This is a genomic window from Nocardia cyriacigeorgica (assembly GCF_010858045.1).
Lineage (GTDB): Bacteria > Actinomycetota > Actinomycetes > Mycobacteriales > Mycobacteriaceae > Nocardia > Nocardia cyriacigeorgica_E.
In genome coordinates, this window is record NZ_JAAGVC010000034.1 from 20,969 (window position 1) to 47,018 (window position 26,050).

At 69.2% G+C, this 26,050-nt stretch carries 23 protein-coding genes; 16 read left to right on the top strand and 7 right to left on the bottom strand.

Annotated features, from left to right (window positions below):
- Positions 1-139 precede the first annotated feature (139 nt).
- Positions 140-3,688 (top strand): DNA polymerase III subunit alpha, encoded by a 3,549-nt coding sequence (gene dnaE, locus GV790_RS22590; protein ID WP_163815794.1) that lies wholly within the window; start codon positions 140-142, stop codon positions 3,686-3,688.
- Between the two features lie 93 nt (positions 3,689-3,781).
- Here dnaE and GV790_RS22595 read toward each other — a convergent pair whose 3' ends face one another.
- On the bottom strand, positions 3,782-4,042 hold the full coding sequence (locus GV790_RS22595) for a TFIIB-type zinc ribbon-containing protein (RefSeq protein WP_081597243.1): 261 nt from the start codon (positions 4,040-4,042) through the stop codon (positions 3,782-3,784).
- Between the two features lie 101 nt (positions 4,043-4,143).
- The gene (locus GV790_RS22600) at positions 4,144-5,217 is read right to left on the bottom strand and encodes a phosphotransferase enzyme family protein (RefSeq protein WP_256673469.1); all 1,074 of its coding nucleotides are present in this window, start codon (positions 5,215-5,217) and stop codon (positions 4,144-4,146) included.
- A gap of 401 nt (positions 5,218-5,618) precedes the next feature.
- Between GV790_RS22600 and GV790_RS22605 the strand changes: the two genes are divergently transcribed.
- The 8 genes from GV790_RS22605 (at position 5,619) to acs (ending at position 14,673) form a co-directional block, all read left to right on the top strand.
- Entirely contained in the window at positions 5,619-6,065 is a 447-nt protein-coding gene (locus GV790_RS22605; protein WP_163815796.1) for a hypothetical protein, read from the top strand.
- Between the two features lie 252 nt (positions 6,066-6,317).
- Positions 6,318-7,535, top strand: coding sequence for a sensor histidine kinase (locus GV790_RS22610; RefSeq protein WP_163815798.1), 1,218 nt, complete (start codon positions 6,318-6,320; stop codon positions 7,533-7,535).
- A gap of 94 nt (positions 7,536-7,629) precedes the next feature.
- Positions 7,630-8,406 (top strand): LytR/AlgR family response regulator transcription factor, encoded by a 777-nt coding sequence (locus tag GV790_RS22615; RefSeq protein WP_163815800.1) that lies wholly within the window; start codon positions 7,630-7,632, stop codon positions 8,404-8,406.
- Positions 8,403-8,771, top strand: coding sequence for a hypothetical protein (locus tag GV790_RS22620; RefSeq protein ID WP_163815802.1), 369 nt, complete (start codon positions 8,403-8,405; stop codon positions 8,769-8,771). Before GV790_RS22615 ends, GV790_RS22620 begins: the two co-directional genes overlap by 4 nt.
- 2 nt (positions 8,772-8,773) lie before the next feature.
- A complete protein-coding gene (locus GV790_RS22625; RefSeq protein ID WP_163815804.1) occupies positions 8,774-10,534 on the top strand; it encodes a sodium/solute symporter in 1,761 nt (586 codons plus the stop codon).
- A 140-nt stretch (positions 10,535-10,674) separates the two neighbouring features.
- Positions 10,675-11,031: a DUF485 domain-containing protein gene (locus tag GV790_RS22630; RefSeq protein WP_163815806.1), complete on the top strand. Its 357-nt coding sequence runs from the start codon at positions 10,675-10,677 to the stop codon at positions 11,029-11,031.
- Complete coding sequence (locus GV790_RS22635; protein ID WP_163815808.1) at positions 11,028-12,668, top strand: solute symporter family protein; 1,641 nt, start codon at positions 11,028-11,030, stop codon at positions 12,666-12,668. Before GV790_RS22630 ends, GV790_RS22635 begins: the two co-directional genes overlap by 4 nt.
- A 52-nt stretch (positions 12,669-12,720) precedes the next feature.
- A complete protein-coding gene (gene acs, locus GV790_RS22640) occupies positions 12,721-14,673 on the top strand; it encodes an acetate--CoA ligase (protein WP_163815810.1) in 1,953 nt (650 codons plus the stop codon).
- Between the two features lie 50 nt (positions 14,674-14,723).
- Here the strand turns inward: acs and GV790_RS22645 are convergent, their stop codons facing one another.
- Positions 14,724-15,308, bottom strand: coding sequence for a maleylpyruvate isomerase family mycothiol-dependent enzyme (locus tag GV790_RS22645; protein WP_163815812.1), 585 nt, complete (start codon positions 15,306-15,308; stop codon positions 14,724-14,726).
- A 180-nt stretch (positions 15,309-15,488) separates the two neighbouring features.
- On the opposite strand from GV790_RS22645, the gene GV790_RS22650 reads away from it, so the two are divergent.
- Positions 15,489-16,310, top strand: a complete 822-nt coding sequence (locus GV790_RS22650; protein WP_163815814.1) for a PhzF family phenazine biosynthesis protein — start codon at positions 15,489-15,491, stop codon at positions 16,308-16,310.
- Between the two features lie 13 nt (positions 16,311-16,323).
- Here GV790_RS22650 and GV790_RS22655 read toward each other — a convergent pair whose 3' ends face one another.
- Complete coding sequence (locus GV790_RS22655; protein WP_163815816.1) at positions 16,324-17,379, bottom strand: ferredoxin--NADP reductase; 1,056 nt, start codon at positions 17,377-17,379, stop codon at positions 16,324-16,326.
- A 316-nt stretch (positions 17,380-17,695) separates the two neighbouring features.
- On the opposite strand from GV790_RS22655, the gene GV790_RS22660 reads away from it, so the two are divergent.
- The 5 genes from GV790_RS22660 to GV790_RS22680 all read left to right on the top strand — a co-directional run bounded on the left by GV790_RS22660 (position 17,696) and on the right by GV790_RS22680 (position 22,779).
- Positions 17,696-18,484, top strand: coding sequence for an alpha/beta hydrolase (locus tag GV790_RS22660; RefSeq protein ID WP_228807111.1), 789 nt, complete (start codon positions 17,696-17,698; stop codon positions 18,482-18,484).
- 1 nt (position 18,485) lies between these two features.
- Entirely contained in the window at positions 18,486-19,361 is an 876-nt protein-coding gene (locus GV790_RS22665; RefSeq protein WP_163815818.1) for an SDR family NAD(P)-dependent oxidoreductase, read from the top strand.
- A gap of 1 nt (position 19,362) precedes the next feature.
- Positions 19,363-20,283 carry a ferritin-like domain-containing protein gene (locus tag GV790_RS22670; RefSeq protein WP_163815820.1) on the top strand — a complete coding sequence of 307 codons (921 nt, stop codon included), beginning with the start codon at positions 19,363-19,365 and terminating at the stop codon, positions 20,281-20,283.
- Positions 20,280-21,794 carry a flavin-containing monooxygenase gene (locus GV790_RS22675; RefSeq protein ID WP_163815822.1) on the top strand — a complete coding sequence of 505 codons (1,515 nt, stop codon included), beginning with the start codon at positions 20,280-20,282 and terminating at the stop codon, positions 21,792-21,794. Before GV790_RS22670 ends, GV790_RS22675 begins: the two co-directional genes overlap by 4 nt.
- Positions 21,795-21,882: 88 nt before the next feature.
- Positions 21,883-22,779 carry a MerR family transcriptional regulator gene (locus tag GV790_RS22680; protein ID WP_280210508.1) on the top strand — a complete coding sequence of 299 codons (897 nt, stop codon included), beginning with the start codon at positions 21,883-21,885 and terminating at the stop codon, positions 22,777-22,779.
- On the opposite strand, the gene GV790_RS22685 is transcribed toward GV790_RS22680, so the two are convergent.
- Genes GV790_RS22685 through lspA form a run of 3 tightly spaced genes read right to left on the bottom strand, consistent with a single transcriptional unit; the run spans position 22,672 to position 24,951 of the window.
- A complete protein-coding gene (locus tag GV790_RS22685; RefSeq protein WP_280210506.1) occupies positions 22,672-23,319 on the bottom strand; it encodes a hypothetical protein in 648 nt (215 codons plus the stop codon). The two genes, GV790_RS22680 and GV790_RS22685, sit on opposite strands and share 108 nt — an antisense overlap.
- 46 nt (positions 23,320-23,365) lie before the next feature.
- Positions 23,366-24,292, bottom strand: coding sequence for an RluA family pseudouridine synthase (locus GV790_RS22690; protein WP_163815826.1), 927 nt, complete (start codon positions 24,290-24,292; stop codon positions 23,366-23,368).
- Positions 24,289-24,951 carry a signal peptidase II gene (lspA, locus tag GV790_RS22695; protein WP_163815828.1) on the bottom strand — a complete coding sequence of 221 codons (663 nt, stop codon included), beginning with the start codon at positions 24,949-24,951 and terminating at the stop codon, positions 24,289-24,291. The genes GV790_RS22690 and lspA overlap by 4 nt, the downstream gene beginning before the upstream one ends.
- A 196-nt stretch (positions 24,952-25,147) precedes the next feature.
- Between lspA and GV790_RS22700 the strand changes: the two genes are divergently transcribed.
- The gene (locus tag GV790_RS22700; RefSeq protein WP_178128241.1) at positions 25,148-26,038 is read left to right on the top strand and encodes a hypothetical protein; all 891 of its coding nucleotides are present in this window, start codon (positions 25,148-25,150) and stop codon (positions 26,036-26,038) included.
- The last annotated feature ends 12 nt before the right edge of the window (positions 26,039-26,050 follow it).

Consider the following 26,050-nt stretch of genomic DNA (forward strand, 5'->3'; position numbering starts at 1 on the left):
CGACGGCCCGCCTCCGGCGACACGCCGAGCGGGGTGCGACGTCGGTCTCCCCGCCGGAGAGCCTCGGAAATACTGTCGGCCCCCCGGCCTAGAATCTGATCCGCCAACCCCCGTCGAGACCTTGGGAGGAAGGACCGTCTTGGCCGACTCGTCCGGATCGTTCGTTCACCTGCACAACCACACCGAGTACTCGATGCTGGACGGCGCGGCCAAGATCTCGCCGCTGTTCGCCGAGGCCAACCGGTTGGGCATGACGGCGGTCGGGATGACCGACCACGGCAACATGTACGGCGCCTCGGAGTTCTACAACTCCGCCAAGAAGGCGGGCATCAAGCCGATCATCGGCATCGAGGCCTATATCGCGCCCGGCTCCCGGTTCGACACCAAGCGCGTGCAGTGGGGCGATCCGAGCCAGAAGGGCGACGACGTCTCCGGCTCCGGCGCCTACACCCATATGACGATGGTCGCCGAGAACGCGACCGGCCTGCGCAACCTGTTCAAACTGTCGTCGCTGGCCTCCATCGAGGGCCAGCTCGGCAAGTGGGCGCGCATGGACGAAGAACTCATCGCCCAGTACGCCGAGGGCATCATCGCCACCACCGGCTGCCCGTCCGGCGAGGTGCAGACCAGGCTGCGCCTCGGCCACGAGCGCGAAGCGCTGGAAGCCGCCGCCAAGTGGCAGGAGATCTTCGGGCCGGAGAACTTCTTCCTGGAGGTGATGGACCACGGCCTGTCCATCGAACGCCGGGTGCGCGAGGGCCTGCTCGACATCAGCAAGAAGCTCGGCATCCCGCCGCTGGCCACCAACGACTGCCACTACGTCACCAAAGACCAGTCCACCAATCACGAAGCGCTGCTGTGCATTCAGACCGGCAAGACGCTGTCGGACCCCACCCGGTTCAAATTCGACGGTGATGGCTACTACCTCAAATCCGCCGCCGAGATGCGCGCCATCTGGGACGCCGAGGTACCCGGCGCCTGCGACAACACCGTGCTCATCGGTGAGCGCGTGCAGTCCTACGACGACGTGTGGCAACACCGTGACCGGATGCCGGTCTTCCCGGTGCCCGAGGGTGAGACGCAGGCCAGCTGGCTGCACAAAGAGGTCATGCGTGGCCTCGAGCGCCGCTTCCCCGACGGGGTGCCGCCCGAATACATCAGCCGCGCCGAATACGAGCTCAGCGTCATCTGCGAGATGGGCTTCCCGGCCTACTTCCTCGTCGTCGGCGACCTGATCAACCACGCGCTCGAGGTCGGCATCCGGGTCGGCCCCGGCCGTGGTTCGGCCGCCGGTTCGCTGGTGGCCTACGCCATGGGCATCACCAATATCGACCCCATCCCGCACGGGCTGCTGTTCGAGCGATTCCTCAACCCCGAGCGCGTCTCGATGCCCGATATCGATATCGACTTCGACGATCGCCGCCGCGGTGAAATGGTCCGCTACGCCACCGAGAAATGGGGCAGCGATCGGGTCGCGCAGGTCATCACCTTCGGCACCATCAAGACCAAGGCCGCGATCAAGGACTCCGCGCGGGTGCTGTTCGGCCAGCCCGGCTTCGCCATCGCCGACCAGATCACCAAGGCGCTGCCGCCACCGATCATGGCCAAGGACATCTCGGTGTCCGGCATCACCGACCCGGACCACGAGCGCTACAAGGAAGCCGCCGAGGTCCGTGAACTCATCAACAGCAACCCCGACATCGCCAAGATCTACGAGACCGCGCGCGGACTGGAAGGCCTGATCCGCAACGCCGGTGTGCACGCCTGCGCGGTCATCATGTCCTCCGAACCGCTCACCGACGCCATCCCGGTGTGGAAGCGGGCCCAGGACGGCGCCATCATCACCGGCTGGGACTATCCGTCGTGTGAGGCCATCGGCCTGCTGAAGATGGACTTCCTCGGCCTGCGCAACCTCACCGTCATCGGTGACGCGCTCGACAACATCAAGGCCAACCGCGGCATCGATCTGGATATGGATCATCTGCCGCTCGACGATCCGCCCACCTACGAGCTGCTGGCCCGCGGCGACACCCTCGGCGTGTTCCAGCTCGACGGCAGCGCCATGCGCGATCTGCTGCGCCGCATGCAACCCACCGGCTTCGAAGACATCGTGGCCGTGCTCGCGTTGTATCGCCCCGGCCCGATGGGCATGAACGCGCACAACGATTACGCCGACCGCAAGAACGGGCGCCAAGAGGTCAAGCCTATCCATCCGGAGCTCGAGGAGCCGCTGAAGGAGATCCTGGCCGACACCTACGGCCTGATCGTCTATCAGGAACAGATCATGCAGATCGCGCAGAAGGTGGCCGGGTATTCCCTCGGCCGAGCCGATATTCTGCGCCGCGCCATGGGTAAGAAGAAGGCCGAGGTCCTGGAAGCCGAATTCGAGGGCTTCGAAAAGGGCATGCTGGACAACGGTTTCTCCAAGCCCGCCATCAAGGCGCTGTGGGACACGATTCTGCCGTTCGCCGGATACGCGTTCAACAAATCCCATGCCGCCGGCTACGGCCTGGTCTCGTTCTGGACCGCCTACCTCAAGGCCAACTATCCGGCCGAATACATGGCGGGCCTGCTCACCTCCGTCGGCGACGACAAGGACAAGGCCGCGATCTACCTGTCGGATTGCCGCAAGCTCGGCATCACCGTGCTGCCGCCCGACGTCAACGAATCCGAACAGAACTTCGCCTCGGTGGGTACCGACATCCGCTTCGGGCTCGGCGCGGTGCGCAATGTCGGCGCGAACGTGGTGTCCTCGATCATCGCCGCGCGCAAGGAGAAATCGAAGTTCACCGATTTCTCCGACTACCTGAACAAGATCGACGCCATCGCCTGCACCAAGAAGGTCACCGAATCCCTCATCAAGGCAGGCGCCTTCGATTCACTCGGGCATCCGCGCAAGGGCCTGATGCTGATCCATTCCGACGCCATCGACGCGGTGATGTCGACCAAGAAGGCCGAGGCGATGGGTCAGTTCGACCTGTTCGGCGGCATGGACGACGACGATTCGGTGTCGTCGGTGTTCAACGTGAAGGTGCCCGACGAGGAATGGGAGACCAAGCACAAGCTCGCCCTGGAGCGCGAGATGCTCGGCCTGTACGTCTCCGGGCATCCGCTCAACGGCGTGGAGCATGTGCTCGCCGCCCAAGTGGATACCCCCATCCCGACCATCCTGGAAGGTGAGGTCAAGGACGGCCAGCAGGTCACCATCGGCGGCATCCTGGCCTCGGTGAACCGCCGCATCAACAAGAACGGCCTGGCCTGGGCGTCGGCGCAGCTCGAAGACCTCACCGGTGGTGTGGAGGTGCTGTTCTTCCCGCAGGCGTACTCGGTGTACGGCATGGACGTCGTCGAGGACGCGGTGGTGCTGGTGAAGGCGCGGGTGTCGGTGCGCGACGACCGGATCTCGTTGATCGCCAACGATCTTGCCGTGCCGGACCTGTCCGCCATCGGCGTCGCCAAACCGCTCGCCGTCACCATCCCGACCCGCATGTGCACCCCGGAAAAGGTCTCGGCGCTCAAGCGTGTGCTGTCCAGCCACCCGGGCACCTCCGACGTACACCTGCGGCACGTCGGCGCCCGCGACAAGACGACGCTGTTGAAACTGGATGACAGCCTGCGGGTTTCGCCGTCTTCGGCATTGATGGGCGATCTGAAGGCGCTGCTCGGCCCGGGGTGCTTGACGAGTTAACTGTCGCCCGGACCGCGGGACCCGACGGTGATCGCGATCCGGGCGATGAATTGTGCTGCGCGAGCAGCGGATGAGGCGCGGCTCGCGGGGATCTCAGGAGGAGAACAGCATTTTGCCGAAGCCGCGGTGCTGGTAGTGGTGTCCGTGGCGGTAGTGCGGTGCGGGCGCGCCCCACGCGGGGGCCGGGGCGGCGGGCGGAGGCGGCGGCGGGGCAGCGTAGCCCGCTTCGAGGCGGGTCAGGTTCTCGAGCTCGCCATAGTCCAGGAAGATCCCCCGGCAGTGACCGCACTGCTCGATATGCACCCCGCTGCGGTTGTACGTCTGCATCATTCCACGACATTTCGGACACTGCATGCCGGTCACGTTACCGGGTTCGGCGGTTCCATGCAGACACGGCAATCTGTCGTCGGGGCGTGGCCGCGGCCGGTTTCCGAGGATCGTGGCGCGCGGGGCGATCATGTGGTCGTTGGCGCTGAGATCGGCTCAGGGACAGGGGTTTCGGTGAGGCGCAGGCAGGTGTCGACGAGTGCGGTGTCCAGCTCGTCCAAGGGCCGGCCCGACGCCACCGCCAGGGCTGCCGCTTGGACGACGACGGCGCGGGCCGCGAGATCCAGCGCCGGCCAGATGTCGCCGTCGGGTGGGACAGCGCGTCCGCCCGCCGCGCGGTAGGCGGACAGGAAGCGCGTCCAGGCGTCCGGTTCGAGGATGCCCGCGGCGAAGAAGGCGGCGGGGCGGGCGAGGTCCCAGGCGGGGTCGCCGAGGCCGAGATCGTCGAGGTCGATCAGCCGCCAGTCGCTGTCGGCGGGACGGACCAGCTGGCCGAGGTGGAAATCGCCGTGCGTGAGTGCGACCGGCGCGCAATCGAATTCGGGGAGGCTGCCGAAAGCCCGCGACACCACCGCCGCCGCCGTCGCGTCGACGCCATGGCCTGCGCCGTGCAGTCGGCGCATCGCCCGGCGCACCCGGGCCGGACCACCGGCGGCGGGCAGGCCGCGGCAGGCGTCGACGGGTACCGCATGTAGGGTCGCCAGCAGCTGGGCGGCCGATTCCCATGGCGCGGCACCGGGGTCGTCCGGGTCTACTGGGGTGCCGTACGGCCACACCGTGATCGGCCTGCCCACGTATGTCAGCAGCACCTCACCGTCGACCGGAATCGGGGACAGTGTCACCGATTGCAGGTGAGGCGAATCGGCTGTGCGCAGCCGAGCGCGCAGGGCGGCGAGATCGGATTCGGCGGGATGCGCCTTGACGACGACGTCGCCCACGTGGATCACCAGCGCGTCCACCCGGTCGGCCACTACCGCGGAAGGTCCGGAAGCCCCTGTCCGACGGGCGATCTCGGTCAGCACCGCGATCAGCTCGGGCCTGCGCTCCGACCGGTCGGCATCAGCCGACGACACGACGGCCTCCACGGGGACGGTCACGCCCTCCGCACCCAGGGCTACGGCATTCTCACTCGACGGCACGGCGCCCTCGCCCAGCTTCCCCGCGACCTCCACCGCCCCTCCGGGGTTCTCGCCCAACATCATCGACTTCTCCCCTGGCCGGTCGACCGCGTCCCCCGCGCACCATGCCCGGTCTTCCGGCATGGTCCATCTGCCGCGCTGTCGACGCATGCTACCCAGTGCCCCGGCCCGAACCTCGGTGCCGGCGAGGCGACCACCGTCATGCCGGTTCGGCACAGTCTGTCGCGGCGGTCACCTCGAGAACGGAGACGATGGCCGAGGTGGAACTGCTCGGCCGACGGCGCCTCGTCAACCGCTGGTGTCCACCGCGGCATCGACGCCCGCACCCATTGCGGCATGGACGGACCTCGGGACAAGGCGACTGCGACCGTCGCGAATCCGCCATGGCAGCGCCCCGTCCGCTGGTAGCGTCGCCGGGCAGCAAGCGTGATCCCATCCATGACGAGCCCTCGAGGTGGTCGATGATGACTAGCAAGCTCGCTTTCGCCGTTCCGGCGGCCTCCGCCCTGGCCGCAGCCGCGCTGGCGGTGACCGCGGCGCCCGCGGCCGCCGTGAACGGCGGCCAGTTCCAGACGGTCTATTCGCTGACCCAAGGCCTGTGTGTGGCGCAGATCGAGGCGTCGGTCAATGGCGACGCCTATCCCGAGCACGCGGCGTTCACGGTGGCCTCGACCATGTGGGGCGTCGGCGACTGCCAGCTGCCGGTCACGCTGAACTGGCGCAACCTGGAGACCGGTGCGACGGGCAGCAAGACCCAGACTCCGCACGGGCCCGGCTACTGGATGAACGACGGCAAGGCCGCCCTGTTCGCACCGGGCATCGGGAAATTCTCGGCGACCATCACCATCGGTGCGGCGCATGTGCCCGAGCCGGGGACCATCGAGTTCACCGTCGCCGACTACCAGGGCTGACGAGCGCATACCGCGCAGCACCGGCCGCGACAACGATGATCGGCGGCACAATCAGGGCATGAACTGTCATCGGCAGGCGGCGCAGCGCGTCCCACGGGTCGCATCCGGCCGGCCCGGTCGGCGCCTCGGCTCACCCCACCTCGGCAGACGACGGACCGTGCGCGGGCGATGCCCGGCGTTCGACCGGCGCAGGCCCGGGCACGACCCGAGGCCGATGCGCGCTGGCCTGCCCGGCGACGACCACCACAGCGCATGATCACCACCCTCGTCGCGATCGCGGTCGCCGCGGCGGTGCTCGCGGTGGCGCTGCTGATCTGGTCGCGGACCCGCCGGGTGGTCACGACACCGGCCGAGCGGGCCGTGCATTCGGCGCTGCACACCGCGTCCCTGGCGGCGCGTCCGCTGCGGCGCGGGCTCGACGAGAAATCGGCTGCCGAGGCCGCACCGCATCTGCGGGCGCTGACCGGAGCCGACGCGCTCGGCGTGGCCGATGCAGAGGCCACGCTGCTGGCCTGGGACGGGCCCCATACCGACCTGAGCGAGCAGTTCACCGAGGCGGCGCGACGCGCCATGGCGGGGGAACGACCGGTGCTGGTCGGCGGGCCCGGCGGGCAGCCGCGCGGGCGCGGCGGCGATCACGCGGGACGCACGCTCATCGCGCAGCCGCTGATCATCGAGGGCACCGGTGTGGTGGGCGCGCTCGGCGTCGTCGGCACCGGCACACCCGGCCCCGGCACGCTCGGCGCGGTCGCCGAAGTGGCGCGGTATGCCTGCGGGCAACTGGAATTGGCCGAACTCGACGCCTCACGGGCGCGGCTGGACCGGGCCGAGGTGCGGGCGCTGCGGGCGCAGATCAGCCCGCATTTCATCTACAACGCGCTCAACACCATCGCCTCGTTCGTGCGCACCGACCCGGCGAGGGCCCGCGAGCTGATCCTGGAATTCGCCGATTTCACCCGCTACTCGTTCCGGGCCGCCGGCGAATACACCGTGCTGGCCGACGAATTGCGCAATATCGAGCGGTATCTGGCGCTGGAGCGGGCCCGATTCGGCGATGCTCTCCAGGTCAAGTTGCAGATCGCCCCGGAAGTGCTCGGTGTGGTGCTGCCCTTCCTCGCGCTGCAACCGCTGGTGGAGAACGCGGTGCGCCACGGGCTGGCCGGTTCCCCCACCGGCGGCACGGTCAGCATCGTGGCCGCCGACGCCGGCACCGACTGTGTGATCAGCGTCGAGGACGACGGCGCCGGCATGGACCCGGAGCTGCTGCGCTCGGGTGCCCTCGACGCGGTCGAATCCGGTTCCGGCGCCACCGCTTCCAGCGAATCGGCGCACGTGGGGCTGGCGAATGTGGACGATCGCCTGCGGGCCGCGTTCGGCAACGACTACGGGCTGGTGGTGGAAACCGCGCCCGGCGCGGGGACGAAGGTCAGCATGCGAGTGCCGAAATTCCGCGCGGGAATCCAAGCCTGACCGCCGGATCGCGCCGCAAGACCTGCCCGCGCCCACCCCACCGCACTGTCTACGATGGGTGGGCTGTGATGTAGGACACCGGAAGGGGCTGGCGATGCTGCGGGTGCTGGCCGTCGACGATGAGAAGCCGGCCTTGGACGAACTCGTCTACCTGCTGCGCGCGCAACCGGCGGTGGGCGAGATCCATGCCGCCGGCGATGCCACCAGTGCGCTGCGGCTGCTGCGGGCCAACCCGGTCGACGCGGTGTTCCTCGACATCAATATGCCCGGCCTGGACGGCATGGAACTGGCCGGAATCCTGTCCGAATTCGCCAGCCCGCCCGCGGTGGTGTTCGTGACCGCCCACGACGACAAGGCGGTGGCCGCCTTCGACCTCGGGGCGGTGGACTACCTGCTCAAACCGTTGCGCGAGGCCCGCTTGGCCGAGGCCGTGCGCCGCATCGCCGCCGCGCGCGGCACCGCCGCGACGACCGAGGCCGAGACCGCGCCGGAAACACCCGACACCAATGAGGTGATCCCGGTGGAGCTCGCCGGAGTCACCACGCTCGTGCACCGCTCGAGCGTGAGCTGGGTGGAGGCCGACGGTGATTACGCGCGGCTGCACACCAGCGCGGGCTCGCATCTGGTGCGGATCCCGCTCTCGGCGCTGGAGGCACGCTGGCAGGACGCCGGTTTCCTGCGGGTGCACCGGTCGTATCTGGTGGCGCTGCGGCAGGTGACGGGCCTGCGCACGGTCGGCAGCGGCACGGTGGTGTGCCTGCGCGGCGAGGGCGAGGCGGCCGCGGTCGAGCTGCCGGTGAGCCGGCGTCAGGTGCGCGAACTCAAACAGCGACTGGTCCGCGGCCCGCGCCAGACCTGGACCGGCCGATGACGGGCCCGCAGCCGCGCCCGCCCCGGGAACGGGTGGTGCTGGCCGAGCGGCGCGGCGCCCGCCGGGTGCACACCAGGATGGAGGTGGCCGAGCAGACCGAGATCGGTGCCGCCATGATCGGCGGGCTCATCCGTGCCCAGCTCGGCCTCGCGCTGCGCCTGGCCCTGGTGACGGTGGCCGTGCTGGGTGCGCTGCCGCTGCTGTTCGGCGTCGAATCGGTCGCCGAGGCCGCGGTGCTCGGGATCCGGTTGCCGTGGCTGCTGCTCGGCGCGGCGGCCTATCCGGCGCTGTACGGGATCGGCCGGCTCTATCTGCGGCTGGCCGAACGCAATGAGCACGATTTCCTCGAGCTGGCCGAGGATTGACGATGACGCAGGCGTCGACGGCCGGGACCTGGCTGACGGTGGCGGCGCTGCTGCTGGCGGCGGCCGCGACGGTGATCATCGGCGGCTACGGCGTCCGGCTGGCGCGCACCACCTCCGACTTCCTGGTGGCCTCCCGCAGCGTCGGTCCGCGCTGGAATGCGGCGGCGGTGTCGGGTGAATACCTGTCGGCGGCCTCGTTTCTCGGTGTCGCGGGCCTGATCGCGAAGTACGGTGCGGATGCGCTGTGGTATCCGGTCGGCTTCACCGCAGGCTATGTGGGTCTGCTGATGTTCGTCGCGGCCCCGCTGCGGCGCTCGGGTGCCTACACGGTGCCCGATTTCGCCGAGTTCCGGCTCGGCTCCCTGCGGTTGCGGCGGCTCGCGGCGCTGGTGGTGGTGCTGATCTGCGGGGTGTATCTGATTCCGCAGTTCCAGGGCGCGGGCCTGACGCTGCGCATTCTGCTCGGGGTGCCCGGCTGGGTCGGTGCGGTGGCGGTCGGCGCGATCGTGATCGCCAACGTCGTTGGCGGTGGCATGCGCTCGATCACGCTGGTGCAGGCCTTCCAATACTGGCTCAAGCTCACCGCGGTGGCCTTGCCCGCGCTGGTACTGCTCGGGCATTTCCTCGGTGCGCAGCAACCCGTCGGCGGCCCCGCCCCGCCGACGGTCGCGCAGAGTACGACCGTCGAGGTCACCACACCGGTGATCGTGCAGGTCGACGCGCCGCAGCGGGTGCTGATCTCGGGCACCCTCGACGGGCGCCCGGTCGACGGTCCGGTCGACCTCGGCCCCGGCACACACGAACTGGCCGCCGACACCCGGCTCGTGCTGGAGGCGGGGGCCACGGTCCCGGTGGTCGCGGGCGCACCCGCCGACGGCACGGCCTGGCTGCGACCCGGCGGCGGATTCGGTGACCCGCATCCGCTCTATCAGGTGTATTCGCTGATCATCGCCACCTTCCTCGGCACCATGGGCCTGCCGCATGTGCTGGTGCGCTTCTACACCAACCCCGACGGCCGCGCCGCCCGCGCCACCGCGCTGGCGGTGATCGGACTGGTTGGCGGGTTCTACCTGTTCCCGATTCTGCTCGGGGTGTTCGCGCGGCTGTATGTGCCGCAACTGCTGATCACCGGCACCTCCGATGCGGCGGTGCTGTTGCTGCCCGGTTCGGTGCTCGACGGCCTGCCGGGTCAGCTGCTGGCCGCGCTGGCGGCGGCCGGCGCGATCGCGGCCTTCCTCGCCACCTCCTCCGGGCTGCTGGTCAGCATCGCGGGCGTGCTCAGCACCGATGTGCTGCGCGGGCGCATCCGCGACTTCCGGGCGGCGGCGCTGGTGGCCGGGGCGGTACCGCTCGGCCTCTCGCTGACGGTGGTGTCGCTGGACCTGTCGCGGACGGTGGGCTTGGCGTTCGCGGTGGCGGCCTCGACCTTGTGCCCGCTGCTGGTGCTCGGCATCTGGTGGCGCGGGCTCACCGCGGCGGGCGCGGTGGCCGGGTTGCTCGCCGGCGGCCTGGCCTCCGGCGGCGCGACCGTGGTGTCGGTGCTCGGCGGAATCTCCGAGGAACTCGGCGACGGCTGGCCCGCCGCGCTGCTCGGGTATCCGGCGGCGCTCAGCGTTCCGCTGGCGTTCCTGACGATGATCGTGGTCAGCCTGCTGACGCGGCGGCAGGACGAGCTCACCGTCGCGCGCATCTTCGTCCGCATGCATGCCCCTGAACGGCTCGGTATGGGCGCCGACCGCGAAGGCGGGCTGTCGGCGGGCTGACCGTTCGTCGCACACATCCGACCGTTCACCGCACGGTCGGCTACGCCTGCCGAGTGACCCAGGCCACAGCATTCTCACCGAGCGCGGGCGGTCGTAACTTCGGTACACACCGTAAGCCACGTCACAGGTAGGACCGGGTGATGACCACAACCGATACCGACGCCGCACCGCCGCCGCGTACGCCGACACCGGAGGAGTTCCTCCGGATGCAGGCCGGCCCGGAGTTCCAGGAACTGCGAAGCCGATTGCGGCGCTTCGTCTTCCCGATGACCGCACTGTTCCTCACCTGGTACCTGGTGTACGTGTTGCTGGGCGCCTACGCGCACGACTTCATGGCCACCACGCTGTTCGGCAACATCAATGTCGGGCTGGTGCTCGGCCTCGGGCAGTTCGTGTCCACCTTCGTCATCACCGGGCTCTACGTCCGGTTCGCCAACCGGGAACTCGACCCGCGGGCCGCGGCCATCCGCGAGGAACTCGAAGGGGTCAAGGCATGAACGCGCAGTATCTGGCCGCCGACGCCACCGTCGGCAATCCGATCGCCAATATCAGCATTTTCGCGCTGTTCGTGGCCGTCACCATGGTCGTGGTCATCCGGGCCAGCCGCAAGAACACCACCGCCGCCGACTATTTCACCGGCGGACGCGGCTTCTCCGGTCCGCAGAACGGCATCGCCATCGCGGGCGACTACCTGTCGGCGGCCAGCTTCCTCGGCATCGCTGGCGCCATCGCGGTCTACGGCTACGACGGGTTCCTCTACTCGATCGGCTTCCTGGTCGCCTGGCTGGTAGCGCTGCTGCTGGTGGCCGAAATGCTGCGCAACACCGGCAAATTCACCATGGCCGACGTGCTCAGCTTCCGGTTGAAGCAGGGCCCGGTGCGCACGGCGGCGGCATTGACCACGCTGACGGTCTCGTTGTTCTATCTGCTGGCCCAGATGGCAGGGGCCGGCGGTCTGGTGGCGCTGCTGCTCGACATCTCCAGTAAATCCGGGCAGGCCGTGGTGATCGCCGTGGTCGGTGTGCTGATGATCGTCTACGTCCTCGTCGGCGGGATGAAGGGCACCACCTGGGTGCAGATCATCAAGGCGGTGCTGCTCATCACCGGTGCCGCGGTGATGACGCTGGTGGTGTTCGCGAAGTTCGGGTTCAACCTGTCGGAGATCCTCGGTTCCGCGCAGGCCGCGGTGAGCGGTTCGGCCAACGACGCCGTCGCCGCCCGCGATGTGCTCGCCCCCGGCGCCCAGTACGGCGGCAGCGAGATGTCGAAGCTGAATTTCCTGTCCCTCGGTCTGGCCCTGGTGCTCGGCACCGCCGGTCTGCCGCATGTGCTGATGCGCTTCTACACCGTGCCCACCGCCAAGGAAGCCCGCCGCTCGGTGGTGTGGGCGATCGCCCTGATCGGCGCGTTCTACCTGTTCACCCTGGTACTCGGGTATGGCGCCGCGGCGCTGGTCGGCCCGGACGAGATCCTGGCCGCGGCCGGCGGGCAGAACTCCGCTGCCCCGCTGCTGGCGTTCGAACTCGGCGGAGTGCTGCTGCTCGGCGTGATCTCCGCCGTCGCCTTCGCCACCATCCTCGCGGTGGTGGCCGGGCTGACGATCACCGCGTCGGCCTCCTTCGCCCACGACATCTACGCCAGCGTGCTCAAGCGCGGTAAGGCCGATGAGTCCGCCCAGGTGCGGGTCTCACGGATCACGGCGGTGGTGATCGGCGTGCTGGCCATCGGCCTCGGCATCCTGGCCAACGGCCAGAACATCGCCTTCCTGGTGGCGCTGGCCTTCGCGGTGGCGGCCGCGGCGAATCTGCCGACGATCCTGTACTCGCTGTTCTGGCGGCGGTTCAACACCACCGGCGCGCTGTGGAGCATGTACGGCGGCCTGGTCTCGACCATCGTGCTGATCGTGTTCTCCCCCGCCGTCTCCGGGTCGAAGTCGGCGATGATCCCCGGCTCGGACTTCTCCTGGTTCCCGCTGTCCAATCCCGGCATCGTGTCCATCCCGCTGGCCTTCGCGCTCGGTGCCGCGGGCACCTTCTACGGCGGACGCCGCGGCGGCGAGGATCCGGCCAAGGCCGCCGAGATGGAGGTGCGCTCGCTGACCGGGGTGGGCGCGGAGAAGGCGGTGGTGCACTGAGCACTTCCCGATCCCCGTTGTCCCCCTTGCTCATTCGATAGGAGTGCACGCGTTGACCACCGTCACCGTCGACCATCTCGACAACCCCGCCGCATACCCGCCGCCCGCCGCATTCGCCGCGAACGCCAATGCCGGTGCCGCCCTGTACGACCGGGCGGCCGCGGACCGGCTCGAATTCTGGGCCGAGCAGGCCCGCCGGTTGCACTGGGAACGGCCGTGGAACCAGGTGCTGGACTGGAGCAACGCGCCGTACGCGGAGTGGTTCGCCGGCGGCACCCTCAATGTGGCCTACAACTGCGTCGACCGGCATGTGCTCGACGGTCACGGCGATCAGGTCGCCATCCACTGGGAGGGCGAGCCGGGCGACTCCCGTTCGATCACCTACCGTGACCTGCTGGCCGAGGTGAGCCGGGCGGCGAACTACTTCACCGAGCTGGGATTGGTCGCCGGAGATCGGGTCGCCATCTATATGCCGATGGTGCCAGAGGCCATCGTGTCGATGCTGGCGTGTGCGCGGCTGGGGCTGACGCATTCAGTGGTGTTCGCGGGCTTTTCGCCGGCGGCGCTGCGGCAGCGCGTCGACGACGCCGGCGCGCGCCTGGTGGTCACCACCGACGGGCAGTGGCGGCGCGGCAAGCCCGCGCCGCTCAAGGCGGCGGTGGACGAGGCGCTGGGTGCGCCGGGCGAGACCACCGTCGAACATGTGCTGGTGGTGCGGCGCACCGAGATCGAGGTGCCGTGGACCGAGGGCCGCGATCTGTGGTGGCACGAGACCGTCGCGAACGCCTCCCCCGAACACGAAGCCGAGGCCTTCGACGCCGAACACCCGCTGTTCATCCTCTACACCTCCGGCACCACCGGAAAACCCAAGGGCATCCTGCACACCTCCGGCGGCTACCTCACCCAGACCGCCTACACCCACCACTACGTCTTCGACCACAAACCCGGCGCCGACGTCTACTGGTGCACCGCCGACATCGGCTGGGTCACCGGCCACAGCTACATCGTCTACGGCCCCCTCGCCAACCGCGCCACCCAGGTCGTCTACGAAGGCACACCGAACTCTCCGAACGAGCACCGGCATTTCGAGATCATCGAAAAGTACGGGGTGAGCATCTATTACACCGCTCCCACCTTGATCAGGACGTTCATGAAGTGGGGCAGGCAGATCCCGGACGCCCACGATCTGTCCTCGATCCGGGTGCTCGGCTCGGTCGGCGAACCGATCAACCCGGAGGCGTGGCGGTGGTATCGCGACGTGATCGGTGCGGGCACGGCGCCGATCGTGGACACCTGGTGGCAGACCGAGACCGGGTCGATCATGATCTCCCCGCTGCCCGGCGTCACCGCGGCCAAGCCCGGCGCGGCGATGACCCCGCTGCCCGGCATCTCCGCACGCGTCGTCGACGATGACGGCACCGGGCTCGGCCGCGACCGCTCGGGCCTGCTGGTCCTCGACCAGCCGTGGCCGTCGATGCTGCGCGGTATCTGGAACGATCCGCAACGGTTCCAGGAGACCTACTGGGACCGTTTCCGCGAATCCGGTTGGTACTTCGCCGGCGACGGCGCGCGGCTGGACGCCGACGGTGACCTGTGGGTGCTCGGCCGCGTCGACGACGTCATGAACGTCTCCGGCCACCGCATCTCCACCGCCGAGGTGGAATCGGCGCTGGTCTCCCATCGCGCCGTGGCCGAGGCCGCCGTGGTCGGTGCCAGTGACGCCACCACCGGGCAGGCCATCGTCGCCTTCGCCATCCTCACCGCCGAGGCCGGGGCCGGCGAGCAGGATCGAGAGGCACTGATCACACAGCTGAAAGCCGAAGTGTCCCAGCAGATCAGCCCGATCGCCCGCCCGCGCGATATTCATATCGTGCCGGAGCTGCCGAAGACCCGCAGCGGCAAGATCATGCGCAGGCTGCTGCGCGATGTCGCCGAGGGACGCGAACTCGGCGACACCTCGACCCTGGTCGACCCGACCGTTTTCGAGTCCATCGCCCGCGGGTAATCCCGGGGACAGGCGGCGGACCCGGTCCGTGAGGGGGATCGGGTCCGTCGTCAGCTCCGGGCGACCTCGCGGCCGGTGGCCAGCAAGAGCAGATCGATCGCGGGAGCGCGCACCTGCTCCGGCCCGTCACCGTAAGACCAGTCCGCGTCGGTCGCGGTCAGCCGCAGGCCACGCAGCCGCTTGCGGGCACCGTAGAACCGGCTGGCCAGCACATGATCCAGGGCGGCGACGACCCGGGGCGGCGGGGTGTGCAGGGTGCGTCCGAGCGGGCGGGCCACATCTTGTTCGTGCACGATGACGTCCACCAGCGGGTCGGCGGGCGCGGCGCCGGGCGAGCGCCGCGACGATCCCGCCGCGGCCCGCAGCTGTGCGATCAGCTCGGCGGGTGCGTAGCGCGCCGACACTCGGCGTGCGGCGTCGGCGTTCATCCGATCCCAGTTGCCCCTGGCCCGGATCAAGCCCATGAGGGTGGAGCCGAGGCTGTCGACCGAGGTGATGTGGGCGAGAACGTCGTGGATGGTCCAGCCCGCGCACAGCGATTCGCGCTGCCATTCGTCGTCGCTCAATTCGTCGAAGAAATCGGCGAAGGCCAGCCGTTCGGCACGCAACCAGGTCGAGATCAGGTCAGGGTCCATCGTCGGGTTCTCCCGGATCGCAGGGGCGTCACCGATATCGACGGCGCGGGGCCGCCGGAATCATCGGTGGCCCGGAATCGGCGTCGTCCGCCGGCTACGCCCAAGTGGACGCATGACCTGGCGACGCTGCGAGATACCTTGCGCGAAGCGGTTATTCAGAGTTGGAGTACCTTCTTGCGCATGGAGGTTCTGCTGCATCAGATCGACGCGTTCGCCGACGCACCGTTCTCGGGCAACCCGGCCGCGGTCATGCCGTTGCCGACCTGGCTGCCCGATGCGCTGTTGCAACACCTGGCCGAGGAGAACAACCTCGCCGAAACGGCCTTCTACACCCCTGGGTTACCGGCCGAGGCGGGCCCGCCGCCGGGCGAATGGCCCGCCTTTCACCTGCGCTGGTTCACCCCGCGGGTGGAGGTGGACATGTGCGGGCACGCGACGCTGGCGAGCGCGGCCCAGATCCTCACCGATATCGCGCCCGGCGCCGACCGGGTCAGCTTCTACACCCGCAGCGGCTGGCTGCACGTCGACCGCACCGATGACGACGAATACGTGCTCGACCTGCCCGTGGTGCCCTCCATCGAAACCGAGCCCGATCCGGTGCTGGTGGCCGCGCTCGGTGTACGGCCGGTGCGCGCCTACACCGGTGCGGACGCCGTCATCGTGGTCGGCAGCGAGCAGCAGGTGCGCACGCTGCGCCCGGCCCTCGACCGGTTTCCGCCGCTGCCGCGCGGCGCCATCGTCACCGCTCGCGGCGACGACGTCGACTTCGTCTCCCGGTTCTTCGGCCCCGGCGTCGGCGTACCCGAGGATCCGGTGACCGGCTCGGCGCACGCGCAACTGGTTCCGCTGTGGAGCCGCGAACTCGGCCGCACCACCATGACGGCGCGTCAGCTCTCCCGCCGCGGCGGGCGGCTGCGCACCGAACTCGTCGGCGACCGGGTACTGCTGATCGGACGCTGCCGCCGCTACCTCGACGGTGTGGTCACCCTGCCCGACGACTGAGCACCGGCAGCGGTCACAGGTCGAAGACGATGTCGAGATGGTCGCTGCGCGGCACGGACTGGCAGGCCAGGCGGGTGCCGCGGGCCAGGTCGTGATCGTCGAGGGTTTGATTGTCGAGCAGCGCCACCGCACCGGCGCGCAGCGTGTAGGCGCAGCCGCCGCAGGTGCCTTCGCGGCAGACATACGGAGCGTCGAGGCCGCGCTCGAGTAGCACGTCGAGCAGGACGGACTGCTTCGGCCACTCGATCTCGTGCTGCTCGCCGTCGAGTTCCACGGTCGCGGTGACGCATGCGCCGCCCGATACCGCGCCGGCGGAAACCGGCCGGACCGCGAAGGCATCGGAGTCCAGCGAGACGAAAACCTCGGCGTGAACCCGTGATTCGCCGATTCCGCGCGTCAGCGCCGCGGCGCGGGCGGCGTCCATGAACGGAGCCGGGCCGCAGAGATAGACCTGGGCGTCGTCGAGCGTGGGCAATGCCGCCGCGATGGAAGCGGTGGTCGGCACACCGTGATCGGCATCGAACAGGTGGGTGACGGTGAGCCGGTCGCAGTGACGCTGGGCGAGCTCGGTGAGTTCGCGCGCGAAGATCACCGACGCGCGATCGACGTTGGCGAAGATCAGCGTGATCGAATTCCGGTGTGCGGCAAGTGCGGTCCGCAGGATCGACATGATCGGCGTGATACCGCTGCCCGCCGCGAGCAGCACGAACGGCACGGCCCAGTCCTTGGGCACGAATGTCCCGGCCGGTGGCAGCGTTTCCAGCTCCGTCCCGGCGGTGACGTTGTCGCAGATCCAGTTCGACGCGCGGCCACCGGGGACCCGCTTGACGGTGACGGCGGGCCGGGCGTCGATCACCGGCGAGCTGGACAGGGAATAACACCGTGCCAGCGGCCCGTCCGGTCCCGGAATGCGCAGGGTGAGGAACTGGCCCGCCCGGTAGCTCAAGGCCGAGCCCGGCGGTGGGTCAAGGACCAACGTCACCGCGTCCGCCGTCTCCCGCACGACCTCCTGCACAATGACCCGCACCGTCGGTGCCGACGGCGGGGCGAGATCCGGGGTCAGCGTCATCGCAGTGCTCCTTCACGCAGGTCAGCGGCTCGGCGACGCCGCCCGACGATTACAGTTCATGAATGTGCCATTGACAACTGGCTCATTGCGTGATGATGCTAAGAGCATGGTGATAACAGAGTCAACGGCGACTTTGCGACGCCCGGTCCCTCGTTCCGCGTCCCTGCGGACCCGCATCGCGGCGACCGGGTCGGTCCTGAGCATCCGGCAACTGAACGGCCTCCTGCCACCCACCCGCTGGGGCATCGGGGCAGGACGCGGCCTGATCGCGAGCGTGATGGCGGTAGGCGGACCCACCCTGCCCGGGACCACGGTCATGCCCGTGCGTGCGGCCGGGGTGCGCGCAGAAATGGTGCGCGCACCCGGCGTCGGGCTCGGCGATCGGGTGATCTACTACGTGCACGGCAGCGGCTATGTGATCTGCTCGGCGCGCACACATCGCGGGCTGGCTTCGCGGCTGTCCGCACAGACCCGGCTGCCGGTCTTCGTCGTCGACTACCGGCTGGCACCCGAGCACCGCTTCCCCGCGGCCGCCGACGATGTGGCGGCCGGGTATCGGTGGCTGCTGGCCAACGGCTACCAGGCCGGGAACATCGTCATGGGCGGCGATTCGGCCGGATGCCACCTCACCCTCGATCTGCTGCTGGACAACGCCAGAACCGGAGCGGCCCAGCCCGCGGGCGCGTTCATGTTCTCCCCGCTGATGGATCTGAGCTTGACCGCGGCCGAACAGCTCGACCGGCGCAAGCCGGACCCGATGGCACCGGCCCCGGTGGGACGCCGGATGATTCAGCTCTACACCCGCGACGAGCCCGCGGATTCCCCGCGGCTGCGCTTGACCATCCCGCCGGGCACCACCTTGCCGCCGCTGTACGTACAGGCCGCGGCCGAGGAGATGCTCGCCGCCGATGCCCGCCATCTCTGGGAGATGGCCACCGCGGCCGGGACCTCGTGCCGGCTGGAGCTGTGGCCCGGCCGCATCCACGTCTTCCAGGCGCTGCCACTGATCGTGCCCGAGGCGGCTCCCGCGCTGCGCCGGGCCGCCGCGTTCGTCTCCGACGCGCTGGCGCAGGCCAATGCCCCGCTAGTAGAGAAGGTGAGCTGAGATGTGGCCGTTTTCCACCAGGCGCAGCTATGACGCGCGGGCCGTCGTCACCGGCGCCGGCAGCGGCATCGGGCGCGCCTTCGCGCTCGAGATCGCCGCGCGCGGCGGCGAGGTGATCTGCGCCGATATCGACAAGGACCGCGCCGATGAGACCGTGCGGCTGATCGAGCAACGGCACGGGCGCACGGCCTACCCGTTCTTCTGCGATGTCGCGATGCGCGCGGATGTGCAGCGGCTCGCCGATTTCGCCGAGGAGGTCTTCGCGGGCCCGCCGACGGTGGTGGTGAACAACGCCGGAGTCGGCATCGGCGGAAAGCCGGTCGGTGAGATCGGTTTCGACGACTGGGAATGGGCGCTCGGCATCAACCTGTGGGGCGTGGTGCACGGCTGCGAGATCTTCGCACCGCGGCTGCGCGCCGCGGGCCGCGGCGGCATCGTGAACGTCGCCTCCGCGGCCGGGTTCGCCGCGGCCCCTGGAATGGCGGTGTACAACACGTCCAAGGCGGCCGTGCTGTCGCTGTCGGAGACCATGCATGCCGAACTCGCGGGCAGCGGCGTGGCGGTGACCGCGCTGTGCCCCACCTTCGTCAAGACCAATGTGGTTGCCGACGGACGGATCACCGCGGGGCCCTCGCGCCTGGCCGATCAGCTCATGCGCTGGACCGGATTCTCACCAGAACGGGTCGCCGCCGGCGCCCTCGACGCGCTCGACCGCGGCCGCCTCTATGTGGTGCCGCAGCTGGATGCCCGGCTGGTGTGGCAGCTCAAACGCACCTTCCCCGCCACCTACGCCGGCGCCCTCGGCCTGCTCAATCGCCTACTGCCACTCGAGGATCCGGCCACCACGGCCGCATCCTCCCCCACGACTGGAGCCTGACATGTCCTTCAACTTCGACGATATGCTCGCCAAGATCAAGGCCCGCCAGTGGGCCCTGGCCGATATCGACTGGGACGCCCCCGGCGCCGAGGAGATCGACCCGGAGCTGTGGACCAAACTCAAGCCGTTCATCTCCGATCTGATGTGGATCGAGAACGTCGGCGCACGCGGTTTCGCCGCCATGGCCAAGAAGGCGCCCACCGACACCCTCAAGGAGATCTACCGGTACTTCCACGCCGAGGAGCAGCGCCACGCCAATGCCGAGCTCGCGCTGATGCGGCGCTGGGGCATGCTCGACGGCGACGAGCTGCCGGAGCCGAATATCAACGTCAAGCTGGTCATCGACTTCCTGGACAAGCACGCCGACGGGATGTCGATGTCGTTCCTCGGCACCGTGATCCCGATGCTCGAGGTGGCCCTCGACGGCGCGCTGATCAAGTTCGTCACCGACGAGATCAAGGATCCGGTGGCGCAGGAGGTGTTCAAGAAGATCAACGCCGACGAGGCTCGGCATCTGGCCACCGATTACGCGGTGATGGAACTGCTCGGCCACGCGACCGCGCGCAAGCTGGCCATCGACTTCGTCGGCGGCTGGGCCAAGCCGTCGCTGATCGTCGGCGCGCTCAGCTATTTCCCGCTGCTGAACAAGATGCGCGACAACATCGTGGAGATGGGTGTGTCCGAGGAACGCCTGTACTCGGCGATGGCGCGGTTCAAGGCCGTCGGTGAACGTGCGCCGATCGTGAACCGGCTGCCCATGTACCGGCTGGTGAAGATGCACAGCGGCTGGGTGATCAACCGCGATCACCCCTACCACCTGTTCGCCGACGCCCTGGTCAAGGTGACCGGCCGGATTCCCGAACGCTATTTCGCCGAGCAGCCGTCGTGGTCGAAGGCGCTGACCCACGAGCCGGTCGCATGAGCGCGGCGGCGAAGCCACTGGACGTGGCGATCATCGGCGCGGGTTTCGCGGGCATCGGCGCGGCGATCCGGCTGCGACAGCGCGGGATCACCGACTTCACGATCCTCGAGCGCGATACCCGAGTGGGCGGCACCTGGCGCGACAACACCTATCCCGGTGCCGCCTGCGATATCCCGTCGCGGCTGTACTCCTACAGCTTCGCGCCGAATCCGAACTGGTCGCAGACCTATTCGGGCAGCGCGGAGATCCTGGACTACATCGAGTCCATGGTCGACCAGTTCGCGATCCGGCCCTACATCCAGTTCGGCCAGAATGTCACCGGATTGGATTTCGACGAAGAAGCGGGACTGTGGTCGATCGCCGTCGCCGGCCGCAGGGGCCGGCTGCGTGCGCGTGCGGTGGTGATCGCCTCGGGCCCGCTGTCGAACGCGAGCTTCCCGGACATCGACGGTATCGACAGCTTCGCCGGGCACAAGATCCACAGTGCCCGCTGGGATCACGACTACGACCTCACGGGCAAGAAGGTGGCCGTGGTCGGCACCGGCGCCAGCGCCGTGCAGATCGTGCCGGAGCTGGTGCGGCGGGCCGGATCGGTGAAGGTGTTCCAGCGCACGCCGGGCTGGGTGTTGCCACGGGTCAACCGCTCCACCACCGACATGACCAAATCGATCTACCGGCGGTTCCCGCGCACCCAGGCGCTGGCCCGCGACGCCTGGTTCTGGGGGCACGAGTCGGTGGCCCTCGGTGTGGTGTGGACCAGCCCGCTGACCCGGGTGGTCGAGCAGGTCTCGCTGCTGCATCTGCGCACCCAGGTGCGCGACCCGTGGTTGCGCCGCCAGCTCACCCCGGAATTCAAGGCAGGCTGCAAACGACTGCTGATGAGCAACGACTACTACCCGGCCCTGCAGGCCGACAACTGTCAGCTCATCACCTGGCCGATCGTGCGCATCGTGCCCGAAGGCATCCAGACCGCGGAAGGGGTGGTGCACGGCGCCGACTGCATCGTCTTCGCCACCGGATTCGATGTGTCCAAGGCCGGGGCGCCGATCCCGGTCACCGGGCGCGGCGGCCGCTCGCTCAACGAGGAGTGGAGCCGCGGGGCCTACGCCTTCAAGAGCGTCGCAGTCGCGGGCTATCCCAACATGTTCCTGACCTTCGGGCCGAATTCCGGCCCCGGCCACAATTCGGCACTGGTGTACATGGAGGCGCAGATCGAATACCTCACCGAGGCGATCCACATCCTGTTGCACCGCGACCTGCGGATGCTCGAGGTCGACCGGAACCGCCAGGACCGCTACAACGCCCGGCTGCAACGGCGCCTGGCCGCGACGACCTGGAACTCCGGCTGCCGCAGCTGGTACCTCACCGAGGACGGCTTCAACGCCACCATGTATCCCGGTTTCGGTACGCAGTACGTGCGTGAGCTGTCGCGGGTGAACCTCGACGACTACGTCCTCACCGCCCGTTCGGCACACCGCCCGCTGGCCGGCAGCGGAGCCCGGCTCGGCTGATGCCCCAGCCAGATTCGCGCCCGTGTCCCGGTACCGGTTACCGGGACACGGGCGCGCGCGTGAGCGCCCGGAGCGGGAAGGTACGGACGTGACCGAGGTGGGCGAATACCGCATCGACGAGCTCGCGCGAGCGGCCGGAACGACCAGCCGCAATGTGCGCCTGTACCAGGAGAAAGGCCTGCTGCCCGCGCCCGTCCGGCGGGCGGGACGGGCCAATATCTACGGCGATGCGCATCTGGCGCGGCTGCGCATCATCGATGGGCTGCTCGCACGCGGATTCACCACCGCCCACATCGCCGATTTCATCACCAGCTGGGAGACCGGCAAAGACCTCACCGAGATCCTCGGCCTCCAGCACGCCGTGACCGCGGCGTGGGGGCAGTCCCGAGCACCGGTCGAATTCACCCGCGACATGGTCGATGCCATCCTGGGCGATCCGGAACCCGGCCACGCCGACGACGCGCACCTGGATCGCCTGGTGCGGCTGGGGCTGGTGCGGGTGCACGACGGCGGCAGCACCATCGAACTGCTGCGCCCGCAGCTGCTGGAAGCCGTGTTCCAGCTGAAGGCCTACGGCATCGAGGTGCCCACCCTCATCGACCTGTACGCGGAGGTGATGGGCAGACTCGACGATATCGCCCGGCGGATGGTGGCCGCCGCCAAGGACCACATCGTGTCCGAGCACGGCCTCGGCTGGCTGCCCGACACCGACGACGCGATCGCCGACACCACCCAGATGTTGCGGCATTGGCGCGAACTCGGCACCGGCATGGTGCATTCCGGGCTCGATCAGGCGCTCGACCGGGCACTGGAGCACGAACTCGGTGACTATCTGGCCGCCGCGGCGCGGGCGCACACATCGCCCGGAGCCGACCTGTTACCGGTCGGGGACGGGGCCGTCGTCGGGCGCCGGGCCGATGACGCCGGTGGCGTCGGGCAGCAGCGGCACGATCGCGAAGGCGCCGGCCACCGCGTCGGCGGGTAGCGCCTCCACCGCGCGGATACCGTTGTGCGTGGCGAGGTTTCGCAGTTGCTCCGGCGTGCCGCGCACGACCAGGCCCACCGCGCAGGCGCAGCCGGCGCGCAGCCGGGCGACCGACACGGTGACGATCTTCTCGGTGCGTTCGTCGACAGCTCGCGAGCTGCGCAGATTATCCAGCAGCTGCCAGGCGGCGTCCTCGGCCGATCGCAGCACCACGACCTCGGTCGCCGGGACCTGCACGGTCACCAGCTGCGTCTGCACCCGCGGTAACGGCACCTGGTACAGCACCCGGCCGATCCGCAGACCGGCCGCGAGAGCCGGAAGGCGTTGCGGGGTCTGGTATTCGGTGAACGACACCAGCGCCCAGCGCTCGGCGGCATCGGTGCCCGACAGCGAATCCCGCGCTCGCGCCAGGTATTCCGCGACCGATTCGCCCTGTTGCGGGCCGAGGCGGTCGGTGGACACGCCCTCCGAACGCGGCGGCTGCATGGCGCCGACGGCGACCAGGACGACCACGACCACCCCGGCGGCCGCCGCGAACACCGCTCGCAGCAGTCGGGTCGACCGGAGGTTGGATCGGCAGCACCGCTCAGGCATTGCGCAGCACGTCGAGGGCGTGCCTCAGATCGGCCGGGTACTCGCTGGTGATCTCCAGATATCTGCCGTCGGCGGGATGCTGGAACCCGAGCGAACGCGCGTGCAGCCACTGCCGCTGCAAACCGAGGCGCTCGGCCAGGCGCGGATCGGCGCCGTAGGTGAGGTCACCGCAGCAGGGGTGGCGGATCGCGGAGAAATGCACCCGGATCTGATGGGTGCGCCCGGTTTCCAGATGGATGTCGAGCAGGCTCGCCGCCTGGAATGCCTCGACGGTGTCGTAGTGGGTGACGCTGGGGCGGCCGTCGGCGGTGACCGCGAACTTCCAGTCGTTGCCGCGGGCCCGGCCGATCGGGGCGTCGATGGTGCCGCTGCTGGGATCCGGATGCCCCTGCACCAGTGCGTGATAGCGCTTGTCCACGGTGCGCTGTTTGAACGCGCGCTTGAGCACGGTGTAGGCGTGTTCGGACTGGGCGACCACCATCACCCCCGAGGTGCCGACATCGAGGCGGTGCACGATGCCCTGGCGTTCGTGTGCGCCGGAGGTGGAGATGCGGTAGCCGGCCGCGGCCAGCCCACCCACCACCGTCGGCCCGGACCAGCCGACACCGGTGTGCGCGGCCACCCCGACGGGTTTGTCGACCGCGACGATGTCGTCGTCGGCGTAGAGGATCTTCATCCCCTCGACCGGTTCCGCCTCGATGGTGAGCTCACGTTTGGGCTCGGGGAACACCACCTCGAGCCAGGCGCCCGCGGTGAGCCGATCCGATTTGCCGGCAGCGACACCGTCGAGCTGCACCGAACCCTCTTCGGCCAGCGCCGCCACCGCCGTCCGGGACAGGCCGAGCAGCCGCGACAGGCCCGCGTCGACCCGCATGCCGTCCAGCCCGTCGGGCACCGGCATGGTCCTGGTTTCCCTCATGCCGCGCTCCCCTCGCCGGCCCCGGTGTTCTTCGTGTTCTCTGTGTTCTCGGATCGCGCGCTGTTCACTGTGTTCTCGGACTCTTCGGTGGTCTTCTCGGCCCGGCCGGCCCTGGTGCCGTTCGGCTCGAATCCGAACACCGTCAGCACCACCAGCAGGATCGCACCGCAGACGATGGCCGAATCGGCGACGTTGAACACCGGCCACCAGCCGACGGCGACGAAATCGACCACATGCCCCTGCAACGGCCCCGGCGAGCGGAACAGCCGGTCCACCAGGTTGCCCAGCGCACCACCGAGCACCATGCCGAGCCCGACGGCCCACCACAGCGAGCGCAGGGTGCGGCCGATGCGGATCACCCCGATCACCACCGCGGCCGCGACCAAGGTCAGCAGCCAGGTCATGCCGGTGGCCATGGAGAAGGCCGCGCCCGGGTTGCGCACCAGGCTCAGCCGGGCCCAATCGCCGATGAGGTACACCGGATCGCCGGGGGTCAGCGTGGCGACCACGATGACCTTGGTGAGCAGGTCGAGGGCGAACAACACCGCCGCGATCACCAGCAACAGCCGCAGTCGCTGCGGTGGGCGCGCCGGGCCCTCGGAGGGCTGCTCGGCGGTGCTTGGCTCGGGTGGCCGGTCGTCACTCACGCCGACCATCATCGCTCGAGGCGCGAACGGGCCTGTGCTGCGGGCACCGCATGTCCCGGCACCGCGGCCGTCGGCTGTCCCAGCCGATCCTCAGCCCGCGCTGCCCACATGTCCCAGCTGACACTCAGGAACCGGTCGTACTCTGTTGCTCGTGACGGTGTTGTCTTCTCCCCACGCACCCCGGATCGGCCGTTCCGGAGTGCTGATCATGGTGCTCGCGGTCGGGTTGTCGGCGTTCGGTGTCGGGTGCAGCGACGGCGCGGAGCCGTCCTCGGACGCCGAGGGCACCGAGCCGCTCGGCATCGGGCGTGAAGTGACGGTGCCGATCGCCGCGGCGGTGGCCACCGTCGAGTCGCCCGGCGAAGAACCGCGCGGCGCGCTGCGGGCCGGTTTCCCGGACGGCACCGTGCAGGAGGTGACGCTGCGTACCGATCACCGCATTCAGCAGCAGATCGATGATCAGCCGCCGCGCGATTTCTCGCATCCGGCGCTGACCATCCCGTTGACCGCCCGCACGGACGACTCCGACGTCGACCTCACCCTCGGTGCCGTCACCACCCCCGACCCGTCGTTGTCGCAGGCGCTGACCGCCGCCGACGGCTCGCACGCGGGCCTGGACATGAGCGAGCTCGGCGCGATCACCGCGCTGCGGCTTGCCCCCTCACCGGAAACCTCGAACTCCGCGCGCGCGGCCATCGAGCAGGCGTTCTATCAAGCGGTGTACCAGTCGATCACCTTCCCGGACGATCCGGTGGGCGTGGGCGCGGTGTGGACGGTGCGTCAGGAGGTCACCGGTGGGGTGGCCCTCGACCAGGTGACCACGGCGACGTTGACCGAACGCGAGGGCAACCGCCTCACCATCGACCTGACCGTGGCCCAGACGCCGAAATCGCGGACCTGGAACCTGCCCAACGAGGCGGGCACCCTGCACATCGAGGATTACGCGATGACCGGCTCGGGCACCATCATCGTCGATCTCGGCCTGCCGCTGCCGGTATCGGGCGCCATCGATATCGGCGGGCACCAGTCCTACCGCGATCCGCGCACCGACACGCTGCTGCGCCAAACCATCAGCACGCGGGTGTCCTGGGGTGAATAGCACCGCGGGATC

Excerpts from the sequence above, each read along its gene's own strand:
- GV790_RS22595 (WP_081597243.1), bottom strand. The coding sequence starts at position 4,042 with ATGCAGTGTCCGAAATGTCGTGGAATGATGCAGACGTACAACCGCAGC.
- lspA (WP_163815828.1), bottom strand. The coding sequence starts at position 24,951 with ATGATGGTCGGCGTGAGTGACGACCGGCCACCCGAGCCAAGCACCGCC.
- GV790_RS22600 (WP_256673469.1), bottom strand. The coding sequence starts at position 5,217 with ATGATGTTGGGCGAGAACCCCGGAGGGGCGGTGGAGGTCGCGGGGAAG.
- GV790_RS22645 (WP_163815812.1), bottom strand. The coding sequence starts at position 15,308 with ATGGACCCTGACCTGATCTCGACCTGGTTGCGTGCCGAACGGCTGGCC.
- GV790_RS22625 (WP_163815804.1), top strand. The coding sequence starts at position 8,774 with ATGACGCAGGCGTCGACGGCCGGGACCTGGCTGACGGTGGCGGCGCTG.
- GV790_RS22630 (WP_163815806.1), top strand. The coding sequence starts at position 10,675 with ATGACCACAACCGATACCGACGCCGCACCGCCGCCGCGTACGCCGACA.
- GV790_RS22620 (WP_163815802.1), top strand. The coding sequence starts at position 8,403 with ATGACGGGCCCGCAGCCGCGCCCGCCCCGGGAACGGGTGGTGCTGGCC.
- GV790_RS22700 (WP_178128241.1), top strand. The coding sequence starts at position 25,148 with ATGGTGCTCGCGGTCGGGTTGTCGGCGTTCGGTGTCGGGTGCAGCGAC.
- GV790_RS22610 (WP_163815798.1), top strand. The coding sequence starts at position 6,318 with ATGATCACCACCCTCGTCGCGATCGCGGTCGCCGCGGCGGTGCTCGCG.
- GV790_RS22660 (WP_228807111.1), top strand. The coding sequence starts at position 17,696 with ATGCCCGTGCGTGCGGCCGGGGTGCGCGCAGAAATGGTGCGCGCACCC.
- GV790_RS22665 (WP_163815818.1), top strand. The coding sequence starts at position 18,486 with ATGTGGCCGTTTTCCACCAGGCGCAGCTATGACGCGCGGGCCGTCGTC.
- GV790_RS22670 (WP_163815820.1), top strand. The coding sequence starts at position 19,363 with ATGTCCTTCAACTTCGACGATATGCTCGCCAAGATCAAGGCCCGCCAG.
- GV790_RS22650 (WP_163815814.1), top strand. The coding sequence starts at position 15,489 with ATGGAGGTTCTGCTGCATCAGATCGACGCGTTCGCCGACGCACCGTTC.
- GV790_RS22605 (WP_163815796.1), top strand. The coding sequence starts at position 5,619 with ATGACTAGCAAGCTCGCTTTCGCCGTTCCGGCGGCCTCCGCCCTGGCC.
- GV790_RS22690 (WP_163815826.1), bottom strand. The coding sequence starts at position 24,292 with ATGAGGGAAACCAGGACCATGCCGGTGCCCGACGGGCTGGACGGCATG.
- GV790_RS22635 (WP_163815808.1), top strand. The coding sequence starts at position 11,028 with ATGAACGCGCAGTATCTGGCCGCCGACGCCACCGTCGGCAATCCGATC.
- GV790_RS22615 (WP_163815800.1), top strand. The coding sequence starts at position 7,630 with ATGCTGCGGGTGCTGGCCGTCGACGATGAGAAGCCGGCCTTGGACGAA.
- GV790_RS22655 (WP_163815816.1), bottom strand. The coding sequence starts at position 17,379 with ATGACGCTGACCCCGGATCTCGCCCCGCCGTCGGCACCGACGGTGCGG.
- GV790_RS22675 (WP_163815822.1), top strand. The coding sequence starts at position 20,280 with ATGAGCGCGGCGGCGAAGCCACTGGACGTGGCGATCATCGGCGCGGGT.